Origin of the sequence: Lysinibacillus composti, assembly GCF_016908465.1 — a bacterium.
GTDB classification, from domain to species: Bacteria; Bacillota; Bacilli; order Bacillales_A; family Planococcaceae; genus Ureibacillus; species Ureibacillus composti_A.
Window position 1 is genome coordinate 673,983 of record NZ_JAFBDY010000001.1, and the last position, 20,589, is coordinate 694,571.

Consider the following 20,589-nt stretch of genomic DNA (forward strand, 5'->3'; position numbering starts at 1 on the left):
TTTTGAAAACACTCACAAGGGGGTGCTGCGATGGAGAGTTTACAATTATTACTTCAAGGATTTGAAACGGCTTTATCTTGGAATAATTTGTTTTATTGTGCAATTGGTGTTCTCTTTGGAATGCTCGTAGGAGTGCTTCCTGGATTAGGACCAGCTGCAGGAACAGCGATTCTTCTACCCTTAACGTATGGATTAGAACCGATTACTGCCATTATTATGCTTGCTGGAATTTATTATGGTTCCATGTACGGGGGGACAATTACGTCAATCTTAATTAATACACCAGGTGAGGCAGCGTCGGTTATTACTTGTCTAGATGGTTATCCACTTGCACAGCAAGGACGTGCCGGTGCAGCACTAGCAATTGCTGCCATAGGATCTTTTATTGGTGGTACTTTATCGCTTATAGGACTAATTATCTTCGGTCCAATTGTAGCGAACCAAGTGCTAAAATTCGGACCACCAGAATTCTTTGCCTTAGTCGTTTTAGGATTAACTTTACTCGTTGCACTAATGGGGAAATCGTTAATTAAAGGGTTAATTGCGGCACTTTTTGGATTATCTCTTGCCTTTATCGGTCAAGATCCGGGCTCAGGCTATATTCGTTTTAGTTTTGGTGTCACGAACTTAACGAGTGGGATTGAGTTTATAGCCATTGCAATGGGATTGTTCGGATTTTCTGAAATTTTATTTAATATAGAAAAAGGATTAGACAATAAAAATTCTACCCCTGCTAAAATTAAAGGTCTATTACCGAAAAAAGAAGAATGGTACCCCTCATTAAAAGCGATAGGAAGAGGGAGTGGGCTTGGGTTCGTACTAGGTCTAATTCCAGGATTAAATTCCGTTATTCCGACCATGATTAGTTATTCAATGGAAAAAAAGATGTCCAAAACACCTGACAGATTTGGAAAAGGTGCAATTGAAGGTGTTGCAGGACCTGAAACTGCGAACAATGCTTATTCAGGAAGTGCGTTAATTCCGTTATTAACTTTAGGTATTCCTACATCACCTACAATCGCTGTTTTACTAGGTGCGTTTGTAATGCATGGTTTAACACCTGGGCCAACTTTATATCAAACGAACCCGACTGTCATCTGGGGTATTATTGCAAGTATGTTTATTGGAAATCTACTCTTACTCATTATGAACTGGCCTTTAGCAGGTGTGTGGGCGAAAATTACGTTAGTTCCGTTTAAAATCTTGTTACCAATTCTTCTAATGGTGACAATAGTTGGAACGTTTAGTATCCGTAATAATTTATTCGATGTATTGGTGATGTTAATTTTTGGAGTGATCGGGTACTTCTTTAAAAAAATAGATATTCCGCTTGCGCCAGTCATCTTAACATTTGTGCTCGGCAGTGTATTAGAAAAGACATTAGTTCAATCGTTGACGATGTTTGAAGGCAACTTCTTTGAATTCTTTACTCGACCAATTTCCGGAGTGATTCTAGCTATAGCGATCATCTCCTTACTGTGGAGCATTTATGGTGGGATTAGAGGCAAAAAAGTGGGGGTGGATGACGTAGAAATTTAAGGACGTCTTTAATGGAGATTACAATTTAATAAATAACAGGGGGAATATGATGAAGAAAGTTTTGTTTTTATTAATGGGGTTACTCGTTTTTGTGCTAGCTGCATGTTCGGGTGGGGGCACTACAAAGCCAGCTACTGAAAATGAAGACACAAAAGAAGTGACTGCTGAAGGATCGGGAGAAACAGCTTCTGCTGATATTGATTGGCCAAAAGAGACAATTCGCTTCATCGTTCCGTTCAATGCAGGAGGAGGAACAGATTTAGCAGCAAGGGCATTACAACCGTATTTAGAAGATGAACTAGGTGTTTCCGTCGTGGTCGAAAACGTAACAGGCGGCGGTGGTTGGATTGGCTGGGGTGAACTAGCTAATGCAAAACCAGACGGATACACACTTGGATATATGGTATTTCCAAACATCTTTACTGGGTATTTAAATCCAACTGCAGGTCGTACTGAAACATTGGATTCATACGAATTCTTAATCAGTCACCATGAAGATTCCGGGTTAATTGCAGTGCGCGGTGACGATGATCGCTTCAATACAATTGAAGAATTCATTAAGTATGCACAAGAAAATGAATTAGCTTCAAGCTCTGGCGGCGTCGGTTCTTCGCCACATTTTGCTGGAGTACAACTGAATGACCAATTAGACACAAAATTACGTTTTGTTCATGGAAATGGTGGTGCAGAAGCTATTACACAACTCCTTGGTGGTCATATTGATGTTGCAATCATTGATTATCCGGCATCAAAAGAATTAATTAAGAGTGGGGAAATTAAAGTTCTTGCTACATTAGGTAATGATCAAAACCCTAACTTACCAGATGTACCTTCCGTTAACGAAGCAATGGGTTCTAATGTAGCGAAACTATTAAGTCGTGGGATTGCGGGACCGAAAGGCATGGATCCTGCGATTGTAGAAAAATTAACAACGGCAATCGAAAATGCGATGAACAACCCTGAACATAAAGCAAAAATTGAAGAAATGGGTATGAAAATTGACGGAATGAATGGCGAAGAATACTTACAGTCATTACAAGAACAAGAAGCCGCAATGAAAGGAGTAATTGATTTATTCGGTTGGTAATTTGGAGTTTATTAGGTTCAATTTATGATGAAAAGGGGTATGTTCATGTCGAATCTAGGTTTTCGTATTTTTAGCAAGATCAATCGTCCTTCTGCCGAACTAGTGAAGAAGTTTGAAAACGTACCAGTTGCCAATTTAGATGATTGTATGGGGAGAATTGCTGCAGTTGATAGTGGAATTAAATCTATAAATGGAGTGAAAATGGTCGGTGTTGCCTTCACAGTAAAAGCACCAGCTGGAGATAACTTAATGTTGCATAAAGCACTTGATATGGCACAAGAAGGAGATATCATTGTCGTACAAAGTGATGGCGTAATCGATCGCGCACTAGCCGGCGAAATCATGATGAAATACGCCATCACTAAAGGCATTAAAGGCTTTGTCCTTGATGGTTTAATTCGCGATGTTGAAACTGCACAGGAACTGGATTTTGGTGTGTACGCAAGAGGTGTGAGTCCAAATGGTCCTTATAAAAATGGACCTGGTGAAATTAATGTGCCGGTGAGTGTTGGTGGTCAAATTATTAATCCTGGCGATATCCTTTGTTGCGATTTAGATGGAATTGTGGCATTCCGTGAGGCGGATGCAGAAGCCTTATACGAAAAGGTAGAAGCTGTTCACAAAACAGAAGCAACGTTCATGGAACAAATCGCAAAAGGCGAATGGGACCGAGCATGGGTAGACCAAACGCTTAAGGATAAACAATGTGAAGTAATTGAAGCAAGTTTCAATGAATATAGTCGATTGAAAGTGAAGTAGAGGGAGTAGAGTGGGAAGGTTTGGGCGTGGCTAACTTGCCGTAAAAGCATGAAGAAATAAACGTTTTAGATGCAGTGCTATGATGGCATTGCATCTTTTATTGTTTGAAAATGCTTTCACTCATCATGATAGGAAAATATTAATTTCCCTTTATTTTTCCTCCTTTTTTGAAATCTTTTTATTAATTCCTCGATAAATTTGTGTATACATCGTCCCTTGAACGACATGATCTAAGAAGAAATTACCGACCAACTTCAAATATTCATCATCGTCATACATCTTTTTATTTTGGACTTCCATTTCAGCTAAACCATCATATGTGGCATGAATCGCGTACGTATAATCATGACCAGATATTGGAATGAGCACTTCCACTGTATGGTCGTAATTTTCGTTGCGGTATTGCTTCATCTCTTGTAAATTTTCAATTGCCTCTTTAAATTTCTCTTGTTTAATTTCAAAAGTTTGATAAACATAAACGGCCATTGCTTTTACTCCTTACGTGTATTGTTATTACATTCAAATGAGCTTTCGGAAAGTGTATCCGATTTTAGGGAATCACCAAATAGTGAAGGGGATTTAGAAAAACAACTGACAAAATGAGCTTAAGTACAAACCTTGTCCTATTATGGACAAGGTTTGAATATGATGTATAAACGATTCTTCAAGACTTAAGGAGCATATTAATGAGTGTATTTTTGGGTTACGTTTTCCTCGGGATTTCCCTTGCAGCGCCTATTGGTCCTGTTAATGCGGCACAATTAACAAAAGGAATCTATGGTGGCTTTTGGCATGCTTGGTTAGTTGGTTTAGGTGCCATGTTAGCAGATGCTATCTTAATGCTCATCGTATATTTGGGTGTTTTTCACTTTTTAGAAACCCCATTTATGCAAACATTATTATGGTCATTCGGCTGTTTTGTTCTTATTTATACCGGCGTTGATAGCATCTTGAGTGCTAGAAAAAAGGTAGAGATGAAATTTATTAAAGGAAATTCCTTAAGAAAATCTTTTCTTTATGGCTTTATATTATCCATCACGAATCCATTATCATTGTTGTTCTGGTTAGGGATTTTTGGATCCGTTTTGGCAAAAACTGTTTCAACATATGATTTGAATCATATCATTTTTTATAGTGCCGCCATCTTTGTTGGGTTATTTGTTTGGGATATTACAATGGCGACCATCGCGAGTACCTTCAGAAGAATCCTAACGTCCAAATTGCTTGTTGTTATTTCTGCTTTATCGGGGGTATCGTTAATTGGTTTTGGGTTGTATTTTGGTGTACAAGCAGTCAAACTTTTATTTTTCTAAATGCCTTTAGGATACTCGTTTTTATTCTTTTTCTTCGTCTTATTCATTATTAGAATGACAATTACGACGATGACAATGAAGAGTACACTCACTAATAGCCCCATGCGGTTATTTTTATCTAGGATGGTACCGCTTACGGCAAGCAGTATGAGGAGCATAGCTAAGTATCTTTTTACGTGATCAAATTTAGTTGCTTTTATGAGTTTAGGAAATGATATAAGAATGAAAAACCAATTATAAATAAGCATTAACCCAGCAGCAGTAGTAATGTACTCATATACTCGATCGGGTACGAGCCTTGAGATAATAATCGAAATGACTAATACAAAAATCGTTAAGGCTAAAGCAAATGGAGGGACCTTCAGTTTTCCTTTTTTAGCAAAAAGTTTCGGTGCATCGCCTTCTTCTGCCATCATGACGAGCATACTCGTAACGGCAAAAAGTGAGGCTGCCATTGTAGAAAAACCTGCTATAATAATTCCTCCATTAAAAACATGTGGGAAAAAGGATAAATTATAATCTGCAAGGGCCATCGCAAACGGACTTTCCTCTGCATTAAATTTATTATAAGCAACAAAACCGGATGCTAAAAAAATTGAAATGATATAAATCATTGTTAAGATAATTAACATGACAGTAGTCGATTTGACTACTTCTTTTTTTTGCTGAAGTCTTACTGATAAAATCCCCATAATTTCAATTCCACCAAACGCATAGAAACCAAAAATAAGGGATGACCATAAACCGAGGAACCCTTCTGCAAATATTTCATCAGATTTTTTGGGTATTGTAAAATCATCCTTACTTCCACCGAAAAAACCAAAAAGAACTAAAATGGCAAGGATGATAAACATTAAAATAGCAGCTACTTTAATTACGGCAAAAAGGTTCTCGGTCCGCTCAAACCCTTTTGTACCAATTAGGACGACGATAATTCCTAATACTGCGTAAATGGATGCAAGAATCCAAAGTGGTATATTTGGAAACCAAAAGCGGGTAAGGATGGACAGGGCGGTTAGTTGACTACTAGAGATTAGGATTTCGGATGCCCAATAAACCCAACCACTACTAAACCCAGCCCAGCTACCAAAAGCTTTCTTGGCATAAGCACGAAATGATCCCTTTTGTGGGTCCTGAATAAACATTTTTCCTAAACATTGTGAAACAATCATCGCTGTAAGTCCGGCAAGTATAAAGGAAATGATGATGGACGGTCCAGTTTTGGCAATCCCAATTCCAGAACCGAGAAAATAACCTGTTCCAATCGTACAGCCAACACCAATAAGAGAGAGTTGCCACCACTTTAATTTTGCTTCACCGTTTTTTCCATTCTTGTCATTTTTACCACCTGCACGAGCTGGTATTTCCATCAAAAACTCCCTCCCTATAAATCCAAGCTTATTATGAGCGTGCGGAAGAAGTTTATGCGTTTTCGCTTGGTTCAAGTAGAAGTAATTCAATATAAAAATTCCCGAACAATCACTTTTAGTAAGTGTCTGTTCGGGAATTAGTTAAGACATGTACATTTTACTAACAACTTACATAACATTGGTAATTTGGAGAATCACCAAGTATCTTAGCGATCCTCACGGTTGTGTTCGATTTGATCTTTATTGAAGTTCAGATCTTCAGCGAATTCTTCACGGTTATAATTGTTTTGATTCAAATTGCGATTGAAGTTTAAATCTTCTGCATACTCTTCGCGATTATTTGCTTTTTGATTTTCATTGCGGTTAAAGTTTAAATCTTCAGCGAACTCTTCACGATTGTTTTGTTTTTGGGGTTGTTTGTTATATTGATCCATGATTCTACTCACCTCCAGCTCATATATTGTGAGTAGTGGTGAGTTTTTTATACAATAAAATTTAAACCCTTTTTTGATATGAACATTAGTTTTTAGTTACCTTAAAGGCAATAAAAAAACACTCGCTAGGAGTGTTAATAAGTTTATGTATGGTAAGCCGCCTTGCCGTATTTATTATAGAAAGTTTTAAACCACCACTCCTCAAAGTGGGTGTTCGCAAAAGATTTCCTGTATATCGTCATTCACCGCAGTGTGACGCTCGCCATTCTACCTTCGATCTAAAACTCCCTTTTACAGCTTAAAGGTTAAAACTTAATATTCTACGTACAACGCAGCTTTAACTATATATTATACAAAAGTATTATCTTGTGCAAGTAAGTATTAATAAAGAAAAAAGTCAAATTTTTTTGTTGGAAATGAAGGATGAATTTATGCAAAGTAACATCAACTTAGTTAACTATCATAAAGTATTCTTCATCGCAATGCAATTTGAGTTCATCATCAAATGCTTATTTCGTTCTCATATTTAGATAGTATAAAATTTTTGACGAAACACACTATAAATTTAAAAATCAACACAGCATTTCTCAAAATCTTTATCACAAAGCTGTTGAATACAAAGGAAGTGTTCTATGAACTTGTTTCGCGGCGATGCGCATAAAATTTATTGTCGTTTAAAAAAGAACCCAGACAACATTAGAAAGTCGAAATATTTAAAGGATGTTCGAGAAGTTCAAGAGTTTTATGATTCCGTTGAAAGTGATGTTTTAAGGTTAATTTTTTATCGACTCATTAAAGAAAAGAATGGCTCAGGCATGATCCCGATTTACGTGTCTGCTTTTTCATTTTTACTTATGATCTTGTCTAATCATTTACATGATCTTTTTTTCGCAGAGGGTAGAGGCTATTGGATGTTTTTTATTTTTATGTTTATTTACCTCATTGCGATTACGTTTAGTTTATTTGTACATTTTCGTGAGCAAGCTTGGGCTGCCTCACATATTGAAATTATTCAGGATATTTTAGAGGAAAGACATGATTAAGACGACAAAAAGATGCTGGGACAGATCCAAAAAATATCAGTTTCTCAAAATGAGAAAATGATGTTTTTTTGCTGTTAATTCTATTGATGAATCCTATTAAAGATCCGGTGAGAGCGGACTAAGCACACAAGTCATAAAGCCACGTTGTACGTGTCTTTATGACTTGTCTTTGTGCTTTGTGTAAGGTCTGCTCACATAGGATTTGTCCTTCTAAACTTTCCGGAAATCGTCGAGGCTTACAGTGGTAGGCCGCGGTTTCTCGGAGAATGGCTAACACTTATTGCTCTAAACTATAAAATATCAATATTTTATTAAAGATAATAGTGGCTTTCCTTAAAAATTCTACTTTGTCCCTGCCTCCTTTCTTTTTAATTCCCACCAAATTCATTACAGCGGTGATGCTCATACTGCTCCAAATTTGCATCTTGACTTTCCACTTGAATGGTAGCGTGTTCGATATGAAATTGATCATGCAAAATTCTCAATGCTTCTTTTAGGATTTGATCGTGCTCTTTGTTCGAAATAACTAAATGACAACTCAGCGCGGAAAATTCCGAGGTAATACTCCAAACATGAAAATCATGCATACTGACAACGCCCGGTAGTTCAAGTAATGCCGTACGAATCTTCTTCACATTCATATTCATTGGAATGCCTTCCATCAAAACATGGAAGGTAATGATGATAATTTCGACGCCACTTTTCAAGATTAAAATGGAGATGATCAGACTCGCTATTGGGTCGGCAATCGTCCATCCAAACAGGAGAATAAGTAAGGAAGCAACAATGGCACCAATAGAACCGAGTAAATCACCAATGACATGCATAAATGCTGCGCGCATATTGATATTATCGCTCGTATCGCCTCTTGTCATAATGTATGCGACAAAAATATTCACCAAAGCACCAATAATGGCGATCGCCAACATACCAGTACTGACAATCGCTTGTGGTTCGGCAAAACGCTCAAGAGCTTCCCATATAATAAAAACAGAAATTCCTACAAGCAATAATCCATTAAACAAGGCCGCTAGAATTTCAATTCGTCGATAACCAAACGTCATCCGGCTATTCACGGCTCTTTCCCCAAGAATAAAGGCAAGCAACCCAACGCCGAGTGATACCGAATCACTGAACATATGACTAGCATCCGACAGAAGCGCCAAACTATTCGTTAATACGCCCCCGAAAAATTCCAAAATCATAAAAGCCGTAATTAACACAAAACTTTTGAACAGAATCTTTTTATTTTGGGTGTGGTGATGATGATGGTGGTGATGGTGATGAGCCATAATATTTCCTCCAGTTGGTTTTATATAGATAGGGTTTAGTTAAGATAGTTTTCTGGTGAATGGATGAAAAGCTTCTAAGATTAAGTGATAAATTACCTTTTCTAGCGTATGTAAAGGAGAAATGCTATATGATTAAATCCAAATATATTAACAGAACTAACATAGAAAAAATCTATATATGTATGTCGGTTTAGTAGAAAAATGATAAATATGTTAAAATATAATGAATATGGTTATAAATTCACCGATATATTTTGAATGAAATGAGGACGTTCTCTTAATGTTTAACAAAATTGATTCTTTAGAAGATATTATCCGTTTGATTCCACTATTAAAAATATCCATTCCTGCCGATTTATCTATTGCTATTTGTGACTTGGAAAAATTTATTGCCTATTATCCAGGCAAGTCCATAAATTTGCATATTCGAGTAAATCAACCATTAAATCCGGAAGAACCACTATCTATTGCACTTCGTGAGAATAAATCTTTAAAAGCGAACGTTCCAGCTGATTTCTATGGTTTTGAGTTCACGGGAACTGCAACACCGTTACATAATCAAAAAGGCCAAATCATCGGCGGAATTGCTGTTCAATTAAGAAGACAAACTGAATTAAGAGAGATTGCAGATCAAATTTCGGAGTCTTTATCCCAAGCAAATGAACAAATTTTAAGTGTAATGAAAGGCTCAAATTCATTAGCAGATTTCTCACAGGAATTATTGAATCAGTCTCATCAAGCAGGTGAAAACGTAGGGAAAACGACAGAAGTATTATCGATGATGAAACGTGTAGCGGACCAAACGAATCTACTTGGACTAAATGCAGCAATTGAAGCGGCACGTGCTGGAGAAAAGGGTAGAGGGTTTGAAGTAGTGGCCAATGAAATTCGAAGGTTTTCAAAGGAAACGGTAACATCCACGCAAAGTATCAACGAAACAATGAATCAAATGATGGAAGTCACAAATATTATGAGTGAATCGATTCGGAAAATAGCCGTAATCGGTCAAGAGCAAGCAGATTCCATTTCACAAACATCCACGTTTATGGGGGAAATTCAAGAACTGGCAACAAAATTGAATGCTTTTGCGAATAAATTATAAGGCAGGAACCTGGTTGTCTTTCCTTTAAGTTGAGAAAAGTATAAGAAATCGGGATCGAACTATACTAAATCAACAAGGAAGAGAAGGGGAGTGGAATAGACATCCTGATAAAAAAGCGTTTAATACTTTGAAATAGTGTTGAAAAATTTTAAAAATTTCAGCGTTTATAGGTGAAATATTATTCAAAATAGCATAAAATTAGAGTAATACACTTTTAGGGAGGAATGCCGATGATAACCGGTCAGTTAGAGCGAGCGTTTCAATTAGCTGAGAAACATAAGCTCGACGTAAGCACAATTTTAGAATTAAACAAAATAATTGCAAAAGAGGTGAATGCCTCACCAATTTTAGAAGAAAAGATCCTTCAACAAATTATCAAAATTCTAGAAAATAACAAAACATACTTAAGGGAGGCAACATAAAAAATTGAAAAAGCAAATTGAATTGTACGATGATTTAGACTCATTTGATTAAGGCGCTGCTCAAGCATAGAAAACACGAGCAGCGCCTTTAAATATTTATATACATATTATTTTAATTACAGTAATGAAAATACTTGGAAAATTCTATTTACATTAATTTTAATTTGAATATTTTATTTTCATTATATGTATAAAAAACTATTTAAGTTATTATCTGAATTTTTGATTAAAAAAAAGCAAACTGCCTATAAATGTAGTAGAACACCACGGCAGTTTACTTTTTCGTGAAAATTGCAAAAGTTGTAATTTTAACTTCTGTTATTGGCCAGAAGTACCACGTAATTGTGATTCAGCCATTTGCACAAGACGTTTAGTGATTTCGCCTCCGACTGATCCGTTTGCACGAGAAGACGCTTCAGGTCCGAGTTGAACACCAAACTCTTGTGCGATTTCATACTTCATTTGATCTAAAGCTTGGTTTGCGCCAGGTACTAAAAGTTTGTTTGAGTTACCGTTGTTGTTAGATGCCATGTCTATCACCTCCTTGTGAAATATAGAATGCACTTTATTAGATTTTTCATACGCAAAAATTAAGTGGTAAATTTCTTCAATTCCTAAGTGATAAATATACATAATATAAGGCTTTACTTCGTTGTGAAGTAGAGCTTTTTTCTTTTTTAAAAAATTTTTTAAAATCGATGTCTCTTTTTTGGATTTTAAAACCTATATAAGTAAGTGAAGAGGATAGAAAAGAATGTCCTCTGGATAAAAGGAGGGATGAAATGGAATATAACGGTGTGCAAGTAGTGACAACAAAGAAATTAGCAGCCATGTTTGGTACCACATCCGTAAGAATCAATCAAAATTTTGTAAAAAGGAAACATCAGTATGAACTCGGGCACCATTACTTTGTCTGTTCTGGTGAGAAATTAGACGAACTTAAATGCCTGTTTTCCAACAAAATTGATTTGAAACATACATCGGTACTTTATCTTTGGACAAAATATGGCGCCTATTTGCAAGTACAGAACCTAAAAGGTGATCAAGCCTGGAAAGGTTTTTGTTCGTGTATTGATTATTTTTATGGTACAGAAGAATTAATTAAAACTTACATTAACGAACTGAATCAAAAAATAGAACAGTTAAAACAAAACATAAACGATTGAACGAAGCACTTGTATTGCAGCAATTACACTATCTATTACAAAAATCATCAATCCTATGTGACGGTCACAATTGGTTTTTTCATACGTTTCAACAGTGGCAAAAACAATTTCCATTTTGGTCGGAGCGAACGATTATTCGAATTATTACCAAGCTGGAACAAGAAGGATATTTTATCTCTTCAAAAGACTAAAACAAACTGAAAAAGTCTTGTATGGTTTTCGTTTGCTTTTTGGATTTGGTTAATTGCGTTGCCAAGGCTTTTATCTTGCTTATTTCATCTATTACGTAGTTCAAAAAGGGAAGTTAAACATGAATGACTCAGATGAACGACTAGATACCATAGAACTTTCCTCAAGCGAACAAATAGAGTTCGACCAAATGCGAACACAGGATTTCTTAAAGTTAAGACAAATTCAACTCTACACGGTGAAACAACAAAACAACTACATATTTTATTTCGGCCACAATGCAATTGAAGTTGCAACCTACCATGAAAGGCTTTACGGACAAAAAGTAAGAAAACTAACAAACTGTCATAACCAAATGATGGACAAATCTCTATATTATTTCCCAGAAACAAAACAAACAAAAACCTTTCGAGACCTTCTAAAAGAAACCCATCAATTTCCTTGTTATGTTTGTGAGGTGGCAAGGGACGCGGGTCAGTCGTGAATGAAGCTTTATTTCCACAATCTCCAACAAAATATTTTTCATGGTATGTTCCTAGATCGGATAAGAAGAAACATGTTTACCTAAATATTGTAACAATTGATGGAAGTATTTGGAAAAATGAAAATTATTGTATAATGGGTTGATATTTAATATTTTTATGACTTCTAGTCCGTTGTAAAAAGGATTAGAAATAAGAAAATTACTAAAAAGGAAGTAAGTAGATGGAAATTATACAAGTAAAAGATTATGAAGAGATGAGTAAAACAGCATGTTTTTACTTATTAAAGAAAGTGGGAAACATTGAGCAACCTGTCCTTGGATTAGCTACAGGATCAACACCGGAAGGCTTATATCGGCAATTGATTGAGGCATATAAAAATGGAAGTCTATCATTTAAAAATGTAAAAACTTTTAATTTAGATGAGTATATTCATCTCGATCAAACGAATCCAAATAGCTACTATTATTATATGAAAAAGCATTTATTTGATTGGATCGATATTCCAAAAGAACAGATTCATCTTCCTAATGGTAAAGCGCAAGATTTGGAGGCAGAGTGTCTAGATTATGAAAATAAAATTAAACAAGTGGGGAAAATCGATATTCAAATATTAGGAATCGGCTTAAATGGACATATAGGTTTTAACGAGCCTGGTACAGCATTTACAAGTCGAACTCATGTCATAGCATTGGATGAGTCAACACGAGAAGCGAACGCAAAATTTTTCCCATCAATAGATGATGTTCCAACTCATGCCATTACAATGGGGATTGAAACGATTATGGAAAGCGAAGAAATACTACTACTTGCTTCAGGTGAACAAAAAGCTGCTGCATTAAATCGATTGTTAAATGGAGAAATAAGTGAAGAGTTTCCAGCATCCATTTTACATAGACATAAGAAAGTTACGGTTATTGCTGACGCTGCTGATGTCAATTAATAGATTGAGATCTTGGTACTGAGCCATAAAAAAATCTGTTTGGATTCTAGATGCTTGATTATAAAAGAAAAAATACCCCTTTGGACGTTGCAATCTAAAGGGATATTTTTGTAGTACTTTCATTAGTACAAGCAAGCATATTAGAAATAAAATTTTGTATAGTTGATAGACTATTTAAAAAAATAGCTAGCATAATTGAAATGAAATTTTGTATAATTAATTGACTATTCTAACAATAAAAACGCTAGAATGAGGTGTCTAAAAAGTATGCTATATTAGTACATAAATTTTTTTTAGGAGATGCCTAAGAACTACTTTTGCTATCTCCTTTATTTTTGTTTCCACGATGATATTAAATCTTTTGAATTACATAAGAATAAATGGATTTTGGAAGAGGAAAGGATTCTAAAATAACATTTGTAAGATGGGGGTTCTCGTTTAACTAAAAGCTAATAAAAGGTAAACATTATTCGATTATCGGGCAAAATTCTGTAATCTATTATTATAGTGAAAAAATAAATAAGGAGAAAACTATGACGCAACCATATTTAAAAAAATGGGGTTTTGTGGCCTTTATTACGAGTTTATCGATGATTCCGCCACTTGCTACCGATTTATACATGCCGGCATTGCCAGAAATGGTGACGGTTTTTAACACGACAACGACAATGACCTCGTTGACGATGACAATTTTCTTCGTTTGTATGGCCATTGGTATTTTACTATTCGGTACATTAAGCGATAAATTCGGGCGTAAACCTATGTTGATCAATGCCATTTTATTAACATTTTTATTTAGTGTGGCATGTTCGTTTGCGCCAACAATTACGTTTTTAATTATTGCGAGGGCCATTCAAGCACTTGGTGCGGGTGGGATGGTTTCGATTGCATCTGCACTCATCAAGGATAGCTTTGACGGCAAGGAGATGTCGCAAGTGTTATCAATCACACAATCGTTAGGGATGTTAGCACCGATGCTTGCGCCACTTTTAGGTGCTTTAATATTAACGTATTTTGATTGGAGAAAGACATTTATTGCACTTGCTTTATTGAACTCTATTTCTTTTGTTGCTGCACTTTTACTAAAGGAAACACTTCCTCAAGAAAAACGTACAAATGATGGTATTTTTCAATCCATTTGGAGTATTACAAAAGTGTTGAAAAACAAAACGTTTACGAGCTATTTACTGATCGGAAGTATATTAACGGCACCGTTTATGGCTTATATCGCAGTTGCATCTTATGTCTACGTGAAGGGCTTTGGTATATCAGAAACAGCATTTAGTATTTACTTTGCAATTACTTCTGCACTAGCAGTAGTGGGTCCACTATTGTATATGAAGATTGGTTCGCAATCTTTTAAGAAAACCTACAGTATTATTTTTACAGTCATTATGATCGTGGGCATCTTATTATTAACAATTGGTAAAATTAGTCCCATCCTATTCCTAATAAGTTTCGTTCCATTTCCAATGGCATCTATGTTCTTCCGCCCGATGATATCAGGGATAATTTTACAGTCGCAATCGACAAATATTGGTGCGGCTGCGGCAATGATGAACTTCGGTTTTACCATTGTTGGAAGTTTAGCAATGCTAATAGGATCGTTAGAATGGGCTAGCTATGTAAATGGAATTGCCATCACGATTTTAAGCTTCGCACTTATTTCACTCATTATTTTATTGATTTCAAAATCTCGTAGTTGGATTTCTATATAATAAAAACGAGCAGTTCAGTATACGTCTGCTCGTTTTTTAATCTTGGTATATATTTTTTTATCTTGAAAATAATATTTTCTATATGATTCAAGTAGTAAGAAAAGCTGATGGTGAAAAGTATGTAATGGATCATAGATTTTTTATTGCGCTAGTATAGGGCATTTTTAGATGAAAAATAACCCCCACCATACTAGATGGGGGCGTGGTGTCATTTAGTATGTTGTTGACCACTGCATCAATTTATCAGTGGTATTATTGTCGCTTCTTAGTTTTCTTATTATTAGCTCTCTCTGCGGCTGACAAAGGATCGTTTGCTAATTCATGATCAAACTCCCTCGGTAAATTCTTCCTTACCGCTTGTTTATCACTAATAGTATCACTTACATTGCTCTTCCGGTTGTTAGTCACTTTAAACACCTCCATGATTTTAGTTTGCCACGTGGTGTTCTTAGTATGCATTTTGGTTACATTATGAATGGAAAGATGTCATGAAGGATTTCTTTGAGAATTTCTTTTGTTTTATTTGTTGAAATATTTTTGCATCTTGCACATAAACGAAAAGAAACATATCAGTTTGTCATTTCAAAATGATTCCAATAAAATAAAAATGATAAACGAATAGATGGTTAAAGGAAAGGATGTAGAAAGTGAATGAAGGCTAGTATATTTAATTTTCTTGGGGAATTTTCTAGTACGCTTGAAGAGCTAGCGTTACGTGTAGAGGACCTTTTATGGGACCAACCACAAGAAGCCATGATGAAGGCACGCTTGTTTGGGGAAACATTAGTCTCAATGATTTTTGAGCAAGAAAATATGAATGAAGTGTACCCTCTGAAACAATGGGAAAAGATAGATAGATTGTATAGACATGACATAATTCAAGATGACATGTATAAAAAGTTCGAATACATAAGAAAAAATGGTAATATTGCTGTGCATCAAGTTTCAGAAATGGATCTAGAAGTGGCAAAACAAGCCCACCAAGTCCTTTTTGATCTAAGTGTTTGGTATGCGGAAGTTTATGTTAGCCATACATTTACTGCACCAGAGTATGAATTGCCATCTAAACAAATTCAAGATCCACAAATTGTGAAGAAATGGATGGAAGAATATCAAGACAGGATTGCCGAGATTGAAATACAACTGGAACAACTAAAGCAAGAAAAGAAGCAACAACAAATCTCAGTCAAAGAAGAACGGAAAATGAATTCTCGAATAAGCACCAACTCTACTAATAATAGTGAACGTAGTGTCCCGATTGAAAGATTTCAAGTTACATTTGAAACAGCAAATTTTGAATGGAAAAATTTATCGAAAAAGGCTGCAGAATTCAAATATAAGGAGTTTGAGGAAGAAGACACTGAGGCATACGTCTATCTGTTAGATAACGTAACTCCTACAATAGCTGTTCATCCTACGTTGATTGAACAGACAATGAAGTGGGTGGACGTGACATCTAAACCACTTAAGAGTACGGCTTTAAGAAGGTTTCCGAGAAAGGTTGAGGAGAACACACTTAAATCGAATTACGGCTATACATACACATTCCAAACTAAAGGCGAGCTAGAATCGTTATTAGTTCGAATTGTAGAAGTACTACAGTCTAGAAACTGTGAATTAGAAAAATAATAAATGTGATTTATCTTGTTTAAAAGGCGTGGGTCTAATTCAACAAGATTTTTGAGGATTTTGTACATAGAGGCGATCCATCACTGGAAGTCCACAAAAGCCACGATCCAAACAGTCCCAAAGCCCAATCAGAAATCTGGGTTCCTGTAAAATAACCACGTATATAAGTTATTATAAAGACACTATTATGGGTAAATAATGTGATACCAAATAGTGTTAGGAGTTAAAAATTCTAGAGTTAATTCACAAAATTGGTCGTCTTAGAAGACTTTTCAAAAAATGTGTAGACGAAGAAAGATTATTTGCATTGCTGAGTCGGGGCACTTTTACTTATCGTTAAACTCCGACTACTTGGTCTAGACACATAATTTGGAGGTCTCTCAACAAAAGTTCGTACCATTTTTTTATCTAATTAGACCTTTGAAAATGAAGAAAGAAGGTTTTTCTATGAAATCTATATTATTAATCGGACAATCAAATATGGCAGGCAGAGGTTTTATTGAGGATGTATCACCCATTTATAATGAGCATATCAATATGTTGCGAAACGGTAGATGGCAAATGATGGCTGAGCCCATTAATTTTGATCGACACGTATCTGGTATTGGGCCGGCAGCCTCTTTTGCACAGGCGTGGACGGCGGATCATCCGGGTGAGTCCATTGGGATCATACCATGTGCAGAGGGAGGAAGCTCTATTGATGAATGGGCAATTGATGGACTATTAACAAGACATGCGATTTCTGAAGCAAAATTTGCTATGGAAACAAGTGAATTAGTCGGAATACTATGGCATCAAGGAGAAAGCGACAGCTACGGAGAACGATATAAAACATATGAAGATAAATTACTTTCATTATTAAAACACTTGAGAGAAGAATTGAATGCACCAGATATCCCAATTATAATCGGTGAGTTGGGACATTATCTGGGAGAGGTCGGATTTGGAAAAAGCGCTGTAGAATATAAACAAATAAACGAGATCTTATCTAAAGTTGCTCAAACCGAAGAAAATTGCTATTTTGTCACAGCAAAAGGCCTAACTGCCAATCCAGATGGCATACATATTAATGCGATGTCGCAAAGGAAATTTGGATTAAGATACTATGAAGCTTTCTCAAAACAAAAGCATGTTTTAGATATTTTAGACATGGAAGATGAATGGATTGAAAAGGCTCCAAAACGTGAACTAACGAAAAAAGAACGTATATTTGTTCAAAGTACGATGTTTGCTTTAGGACAATTGAGTTTTGAGGAATTTTCTATTAATATCTCCAATATTAATGAAAGCAAATAAATAAAATTGTTAAACCATAGGGCGCCATTCTTCAAGGAATTGGCGTTCTTTTTGCTTTTAGGGAAGACTACAAAGGAGGGGAAAATACACATTTTCATATGATTCGAATAGGCTTTTAAAGTTGTTTCACGCAACTAATTTTAAAAGCGTGCAACTTACTCTTACTACGTTACATTTTCGATAAGCGTATTCAATTGAGGTGGGTGGATAACCACACATCAAATTATATTTTATAAATATTCTAAATATTGACTCAATTATTTTCGGTGTGTTCCATTTAAATAGTCAGTATACTGATTATTTAAAGTGAATTTAACTTAGCCAGATATACAACGATATCAAAAAGAACCTATGTTGATTGGAGTGATCATCATGTTTGAACTAAACGATAGCTTATCTTTCTTACTTTCTAAATGTAACCAAAAGGCTTTTGCACTTGCTCAAGAGAGATTGATAGAATTTAATCTTACGCCAGAACAAGCCGTTGCACTTACTTACTTATTTAAAAAAGACGGAATTAACCAACTGCAATTAGGGGAAATGATTCAAAAAGATAGAACGACAGTAAGTGGAATTGTAAATAAACTTGTCACTTTAGGTTATGTAAGTAAAGGAACGAATCCATTTGACAAACGCTCTAGTTTGCTCTTCATAACAGAGAAAGCGCTTTCTATTAAAGATGTGATGCTACAACAAGCCGTTGAGGTAAATAAATTTTTAACGAAAGATATAACAGATCAGGAACGCGAATTCCTACTCACTATGCTTAAAAAGATAAGATATAGTACGTAAAGATCGAATTGAGTCACTGGAAGCGATAAAACTATTTATCCCAATTAGTCAGCATACTGATTAATCGATCATATAATCTATTAATTCTATAAAAAGGGGAGATTATTAGGAGTTTACTAGTATAGGGGGAAAGGTTAAAGGAGAAATGTAATTTATGCCAAGTGTAATGGAAAGCCCAAACAAATTAATTTTAGCGATTGGAACTTAAGATGCGCGGTAAGATTCGTCTACTGATATGATGTTTGAAATGTGTTGTGCAGTAAAAAACGTTCTATGAAATGAAATCATCCGAATGCGATAAATCCTATTAAGCCCCAGTGAAAAGGGTGATTATTTCGAAATATTTTAGAAATATATAGGAAAAGGGGTTAATAGAATGAATATCAGTCAAGTTGATGTAAAACAAATTGATTTATGGATTAATCAAGAAGATGTGAAAACCTACCAGTATAAAGAAGTCATTGATCCTGGCAACTTAACGGAAATTGTTGGAATCGTTGCTCAAGGAAACGCCCATCACGTGGATCTAGCGGTTAAAGCGGCACATCAAGCCTTTCTTTCTTGGAGGGAAACGACTCTTGAACAAAGAGCTCAACTGCTATTAAAGGCAGCGAGTATTCTAGAAAAAAACAAGGATCAATATGCCACATTGTTGACAAAAGAAACTGGTATGCTTTTATCTGCATGTAACGGAGATATGATGATATCGTCCATGATTATACGGGAAACGGTAAAACTGGCGCAGGAATTTTTCGAACCTAAATATGTGGAAGATGAACATACACGAATCAGTATTGAAAAGGTACCGCTAGGAGTCGTAGCTGCGATTACACCTTGGAATGTACCGATGGGAATTGCGATGGCGAAAGTTGCTGCCATTTTAATAACGGGAAATACAGTTGTACTAAAGCCATCTCCTAACGCGTCTTTAGCAGTTACTCTTGCTTTTAGAGAAATATCAAAACTATTTCCTCCTGGTGTCATAAACGTTGTTCATGGAGAACGTGAAGTTGGTGAAGCGTTAACATCCCATCCACTTGTACGAAAAATTACGTTAACTGGCGGAGAAAAAACGGCTATTAGCATCATGAAATCTGCTGCTGATTCATTAAAACGGGTGCACTTTGAATTAGGTGGAAATGACCCTGCCATCATTTTAGATGACGCTAATCTTGAAGAGGTTTTAAAGCAAATTACCGAGTTAACATTTAGACGTTCTGGACAAGTATGTGTAGCAACAAAGAGAATCTATATTCCAGAAACATTATACGAAGAAGCATGTGCGATTTTTATGAGCTATGTTGATCGTTTTAAGATTGGTCATGGATTAAACCCAGATGCGACATTTGGACCGGTTAATAATCAACATCAGTATGAGTATGTTACCTCCCTCATTCAAAGGGCAAAGCAATATGCGCAAGTCACAGAATTAGGGACGAAGCTTGAACCAGAAAACTGGAATAATGGCTATTACATCCATCCAACGGTTGTTACGTATGTAAAAAATCATGAAGAAATTGTTCAAAGTGAACAGTTTGGTCCGGTTGTTCCATTAATATCGTACAAAGACGAAGAAGAAATGCTCCGTATGGTAAACGATACAGAGTATGGACTCGGATCTTCTGTTTGGACATCAGATTACGAGAGAGGGCTTAGAGTTGCTAAGAAAATCGAAGCTGGCTGCACTGGCATCAATGGAAGTATCGATTCTCCTCTAGGTATGAATATTGTTCCTTTTGGTGGAGTAAAAAGAAGTGGCATTGGTTGGGAACGAGGAGTGTCTGGCTTACAGGAGTTTGTAAACTACCATAGTATTACTTACCATAAAACTTTCAAGTAAAAAGGGTGACATGGAAATTGTTCTCATTCTAAAAATGAGATAGAATTTTTCGTTACGAATAAGGGTGAGAAAGAGGGAAGGAGAAATTACTCTTTTCCTTTTTTATTTCTTAAAATTCTACTACTATTGACATTTAGCTAATACATGCTAGAATAAAAAAATGACTTCGGCGC

General features: G+C 35.8%; 21 protein-coding genes and 1 other RNA gene. 15 read left to right on the forward strand and 7 right to left on the reverse strand.

What is annotated here, in order from left to right; genetic code table 11:
• Positions 1–30: 30 nt before the first annotated feature.
• From JOD29_RS03315 to JOD29_RS03325, 3 genes are read left to right on the forward strand one after another with little or no spacing between them, the layout of a single operon-like run.
• Positions 31–1,539: a tripartite tricarboxylate transporter permease gene (locus tag JOD29_RS03315; RefSeq protein WP_124761433.1), complete on the forward strand. Its 1,509-nt coding sequence runs from the start codon at positions 31–33 to the stop codon at positions 1,537–1,539.
• 49 nt (positions 1,540–1,588) lie between these two features.
• Complete coding sequence (locus JOD29_RS03320; RefSeq protein WP_158610491.1) at positions 1,589–2,626, forward strand: tripartite tricarboxylate transporter substrate binding protein; 1,038 nt, start codon at positions 1,589–1,591, stop codon at positions 2,624–2,626.
• Between the two features lie 45 nt (positions 2,627–2,671).
• On the forward strand, positions 2,672–3,385 hold the full coding sequence (locus JOD29_RS03325; RefSeq protein ID WP_124761429.1) for an RraA family protein: 714 nt from the start codon (positions 2,672–2,674) through the stop codon (positions 3,383–3,385).
• Positions 3,386–3,535: 150 nt separating this feature from the next.
• Here JOD29_RS03325 and JOD29_RS03330 read toward each other — a convergent pair whose 3' ends face one another.
• Positions 3,536–3,871, reverse strand: coding sequence for a hypothetical protein (locus tag JOD29_RS03330; protein WP_124761427.1), 336 nt, complete (start codon positions 3,869–3,871; stop codon positions 3,536–3,538).
• Between the two features lie 200 nt (positions 3,872–4,071).
• Between JOD29_RS03330 and JOD29_RS03335 the strand changes: the two genes are divergently transcribed.
• The gene (locus JOD29_RS03335; protein ID WP_124761425.1) at positions 4,072–4,698 is read left to right on the forward strand and encodes a LysE family transporter; all 627 of its coding nucleotides are present in this window, start codon (positions 4,072–4,074) and stop codon (positions 4,696–4,698) included.
• Here the strand turns inward: JOD29_RS03335 and JOD29_RS03340 are convergent.
• The 3 genes from JOD29_RS03340 to ssrS form a co-directional block, all read right to left on the reverse strand.
• Positions 4,695–6,068, reverse strand: a complete 1,374-nt coding sequence (locus tag JOD29_RS03340; protein WP_124762639.1) for an amino acid permease — start codon at positions 6,066–6,068, stop codon at positions 4,695–4,697. The genes JOD29_RS03335 and JOD29_RS03340 overlap by 4 nt on opposite strands.
• A 206-nt stretch (positions 6,069–6,274) precedes the next feature.
• Positions 6,275–6,502 carry a hypothetical protein gene (locus JOD29_RS03345; protein ID WP_124761423.1) on the reverse strand — a complete coding sequence of 76 codons (228 nt, stop codon included), beginning with the start codon at positions 6,500–6,502 and terminating at the stop codon, positions 6,275–6,277.
• Positions 6,503–6,652: 150 nt separating this feature from the next.
• Positions 6,653–6,843, reverse strand: a non-coding RNA gene (ssrS, locus tag JOD29_RS03350) — 6S RNA.
• A 291-nt stretch (positions 6,844–7,134) separates the two neighbouring features.
• Here ssrS and JOD29_RS03355 point away from each other — a divergent pair.
• A complete protein-coding gene (locus tag JOD29_RS03355; protein WP_124761421.1) occupies positions 7,135–7,545 on the forward strand; it encodes a hypothetical protein in 411 nt (136 codons plus the stop codon).
• 368 nt (positions 7,546–7,913) lie between these two features.
• Here JOD29_RS03355 and JOD29_RS03360 read toward each other — a convergent pair whose 3' ends face one another.
• Entirely contained in the window at positions 7,914–8,837 is a 924-nt protein-coding gene (locus JOD29_RS03360; RefSeq protein ID WP_124761419.1) for a cation diffusion facilitator family transporter, read from the reverse strand.
• 280 nt (positions 8,838–9,117) lie between these two features.
• Between JOD29_RS03360 and JOD29_RS20570 the strand changes: the two genes are divergently transcribed.
• On the forward strand, positions 9,118–9,939 hold the full coding sequence (locus JOD29_RS20570) for a methyl-accepting chemotaxis protein (protein ID WP_124761417.1): 822 nt from the start codon (positions 9,118–9,120) through the stop codon (positions 9,937–9,939).
• A 230-nt stretch (positions 9,940–10,169) separates the two neighbouring features.
• Positions 10,170–10,361: an ABC transporter permease gene (locus JOD29_RS03370; protein ID WP_124761415.1), complete on the forward strand. Its 192-nt coding sequence runs from the start codon at positions 10,170–10,172 to the stop codon at positions 10,359–10,361.
• 318 nt (positions 10,362–10,679) lie between these two features.
• Here JOD29_RS03370 and JOD29_RS03375 read toward each other — a convergent pair whose 3' ends face one another.
• On the reverse strand, positions 10,680–10,892 hold the full coding sequence (locus JOD29_RS03375; protein WP_124761413.1) for an alpha/beta-type small acid-soluble spore protein: 213 nt from the start codon (positions 10,890–10,892) through the stop codon (positions 10,680–10,682).
• Between the two features lie 251 nt (positions 10,893–11,143).
• Here JOD29_RS03375 and JOD29_RS03380 point away from each other — a divergent pair, with 251 nt between their 5' ends.
• From JOD29_RS03380 to JOD29_RS03395, 4 genes are all read left to right on the forward strand, one after another.
• A complete protein-coding gene (locus JOD29_RS03380) occupies positions 11,144–11,527 on the forward strand; it encodes an ORF6N domain-containing protein (RefSeq protein WP_124761411.1) in 384 nt (127 codons plus the stop codon).
• Positions 11,528–11,837: 310 nt separating this feature from the next.
• Positions 11,838–12,200, forward strand: a complete 363-nt coding sequence (locus JOD29_RS03385) for a hypothetical protein (RefSeq protein WP_124761409.1) — start codon at positions 11,838–11,840, stop codon at positions 12,198–12,200.
• Between the two features lie 221 nt (positions 12,201–12,421).
• Positions 12,422–13,141: a glucosamine-6-phosphate deaminase gene (gene nagB / locus JOD29_RS03390; RefSeq protein ID WP_124761407.1), complete on the forward strand. Its 720-nt coding sequence runs from the start codon at positions 12,422–12,424 to the stop codon at positions 13,139–13,141.
• 533 nt (positions 13,142–13,674) lie between these two features.
• Positions 13,675–14,859, forward strand: coding sequence for a Bcr/CflA family efflux MFS transporter (locus tag JOD29_RS03395; protein ID WP_124761405.1), 1,185 nt, complete (start codon positions 13,675–13,677; stop codon positions 14,857–14,859).
• 252 nt (positions 14,860–15,111) lie between these two features.
• On the opposite strand, the gene sspO is transcribed toward JOD29_RS03395, so the two are convergent.
• A complete protein-coding gene (sspO, locus tag JOD29_RS03400; protein ID WP_240033572.1) occupies positions 15,112–15,267 on the reverse strand; it encodes a small acid-soluble spore protein O in 156 nt (51 codons plus the stop codon).
• A 243-nt stretch (positions 15,268–15,510) separates the two neighbouring features.
• Between sspO and JOD29_RS03405 the strand changes: the two genes are divergently transcribed.
• The 4 genes from JOD29_RS03405 to JOD29_RS03420 all read left to right on the forward strand — a co-directional run bounded on the left by JOD29_RS03405 (position 15,511) and on the right by JOD29_RS03420 (position 20,416).
• On the forward strand, positions 15,511–16,488 hold the full coding sequence (locus tag JOD29_RS03405) for a DUF4145 domain-containing protein (protein ID WP_124761401.1): 978 nt from the start codon (positions 15,511–15,513) through the stop codon (positions 16,486–16,488).
• Positions 16,489–16,935: 447 nt separating this feature from the next.
• A complete protein-coding gene (locus JOD29_RS03410; protein WP_124761399.1) occupies positions 16,936–17,784 on the forward strand; it encodes a sialate O-acetylesterase in 849 nt (282 codons plus the stop codon).
• A gap of 372 nt (positions 17,785–18,156) precedes the next feature.
• Entirely contained in the window at positions 18,157–18,576 is a 420-nt protein-coding gene (locus tag JOD29_RS03415) for a MarR family winged helix-turn-helix transcriptional regulator (RefSeq protein WP_158610490.1), read from the forward strand.
• Between the two features lie 376 nt (positions 18,577–18,952).
• Positions 18,953–20,416 (forward strand): aldehyde dehydrogenase family protein, encoded by a 1,464-nt coding sequence (locus JOD29_RS03420; RefSeq protein ID WP_124761395.1) that lies wholly within the window; start codon positions 18,953–18,955, stop codon positions 20,414–20,416.
• The last annotated feature ends 173 nt before the right edge of the window (positions 20,417–20,589 follow it).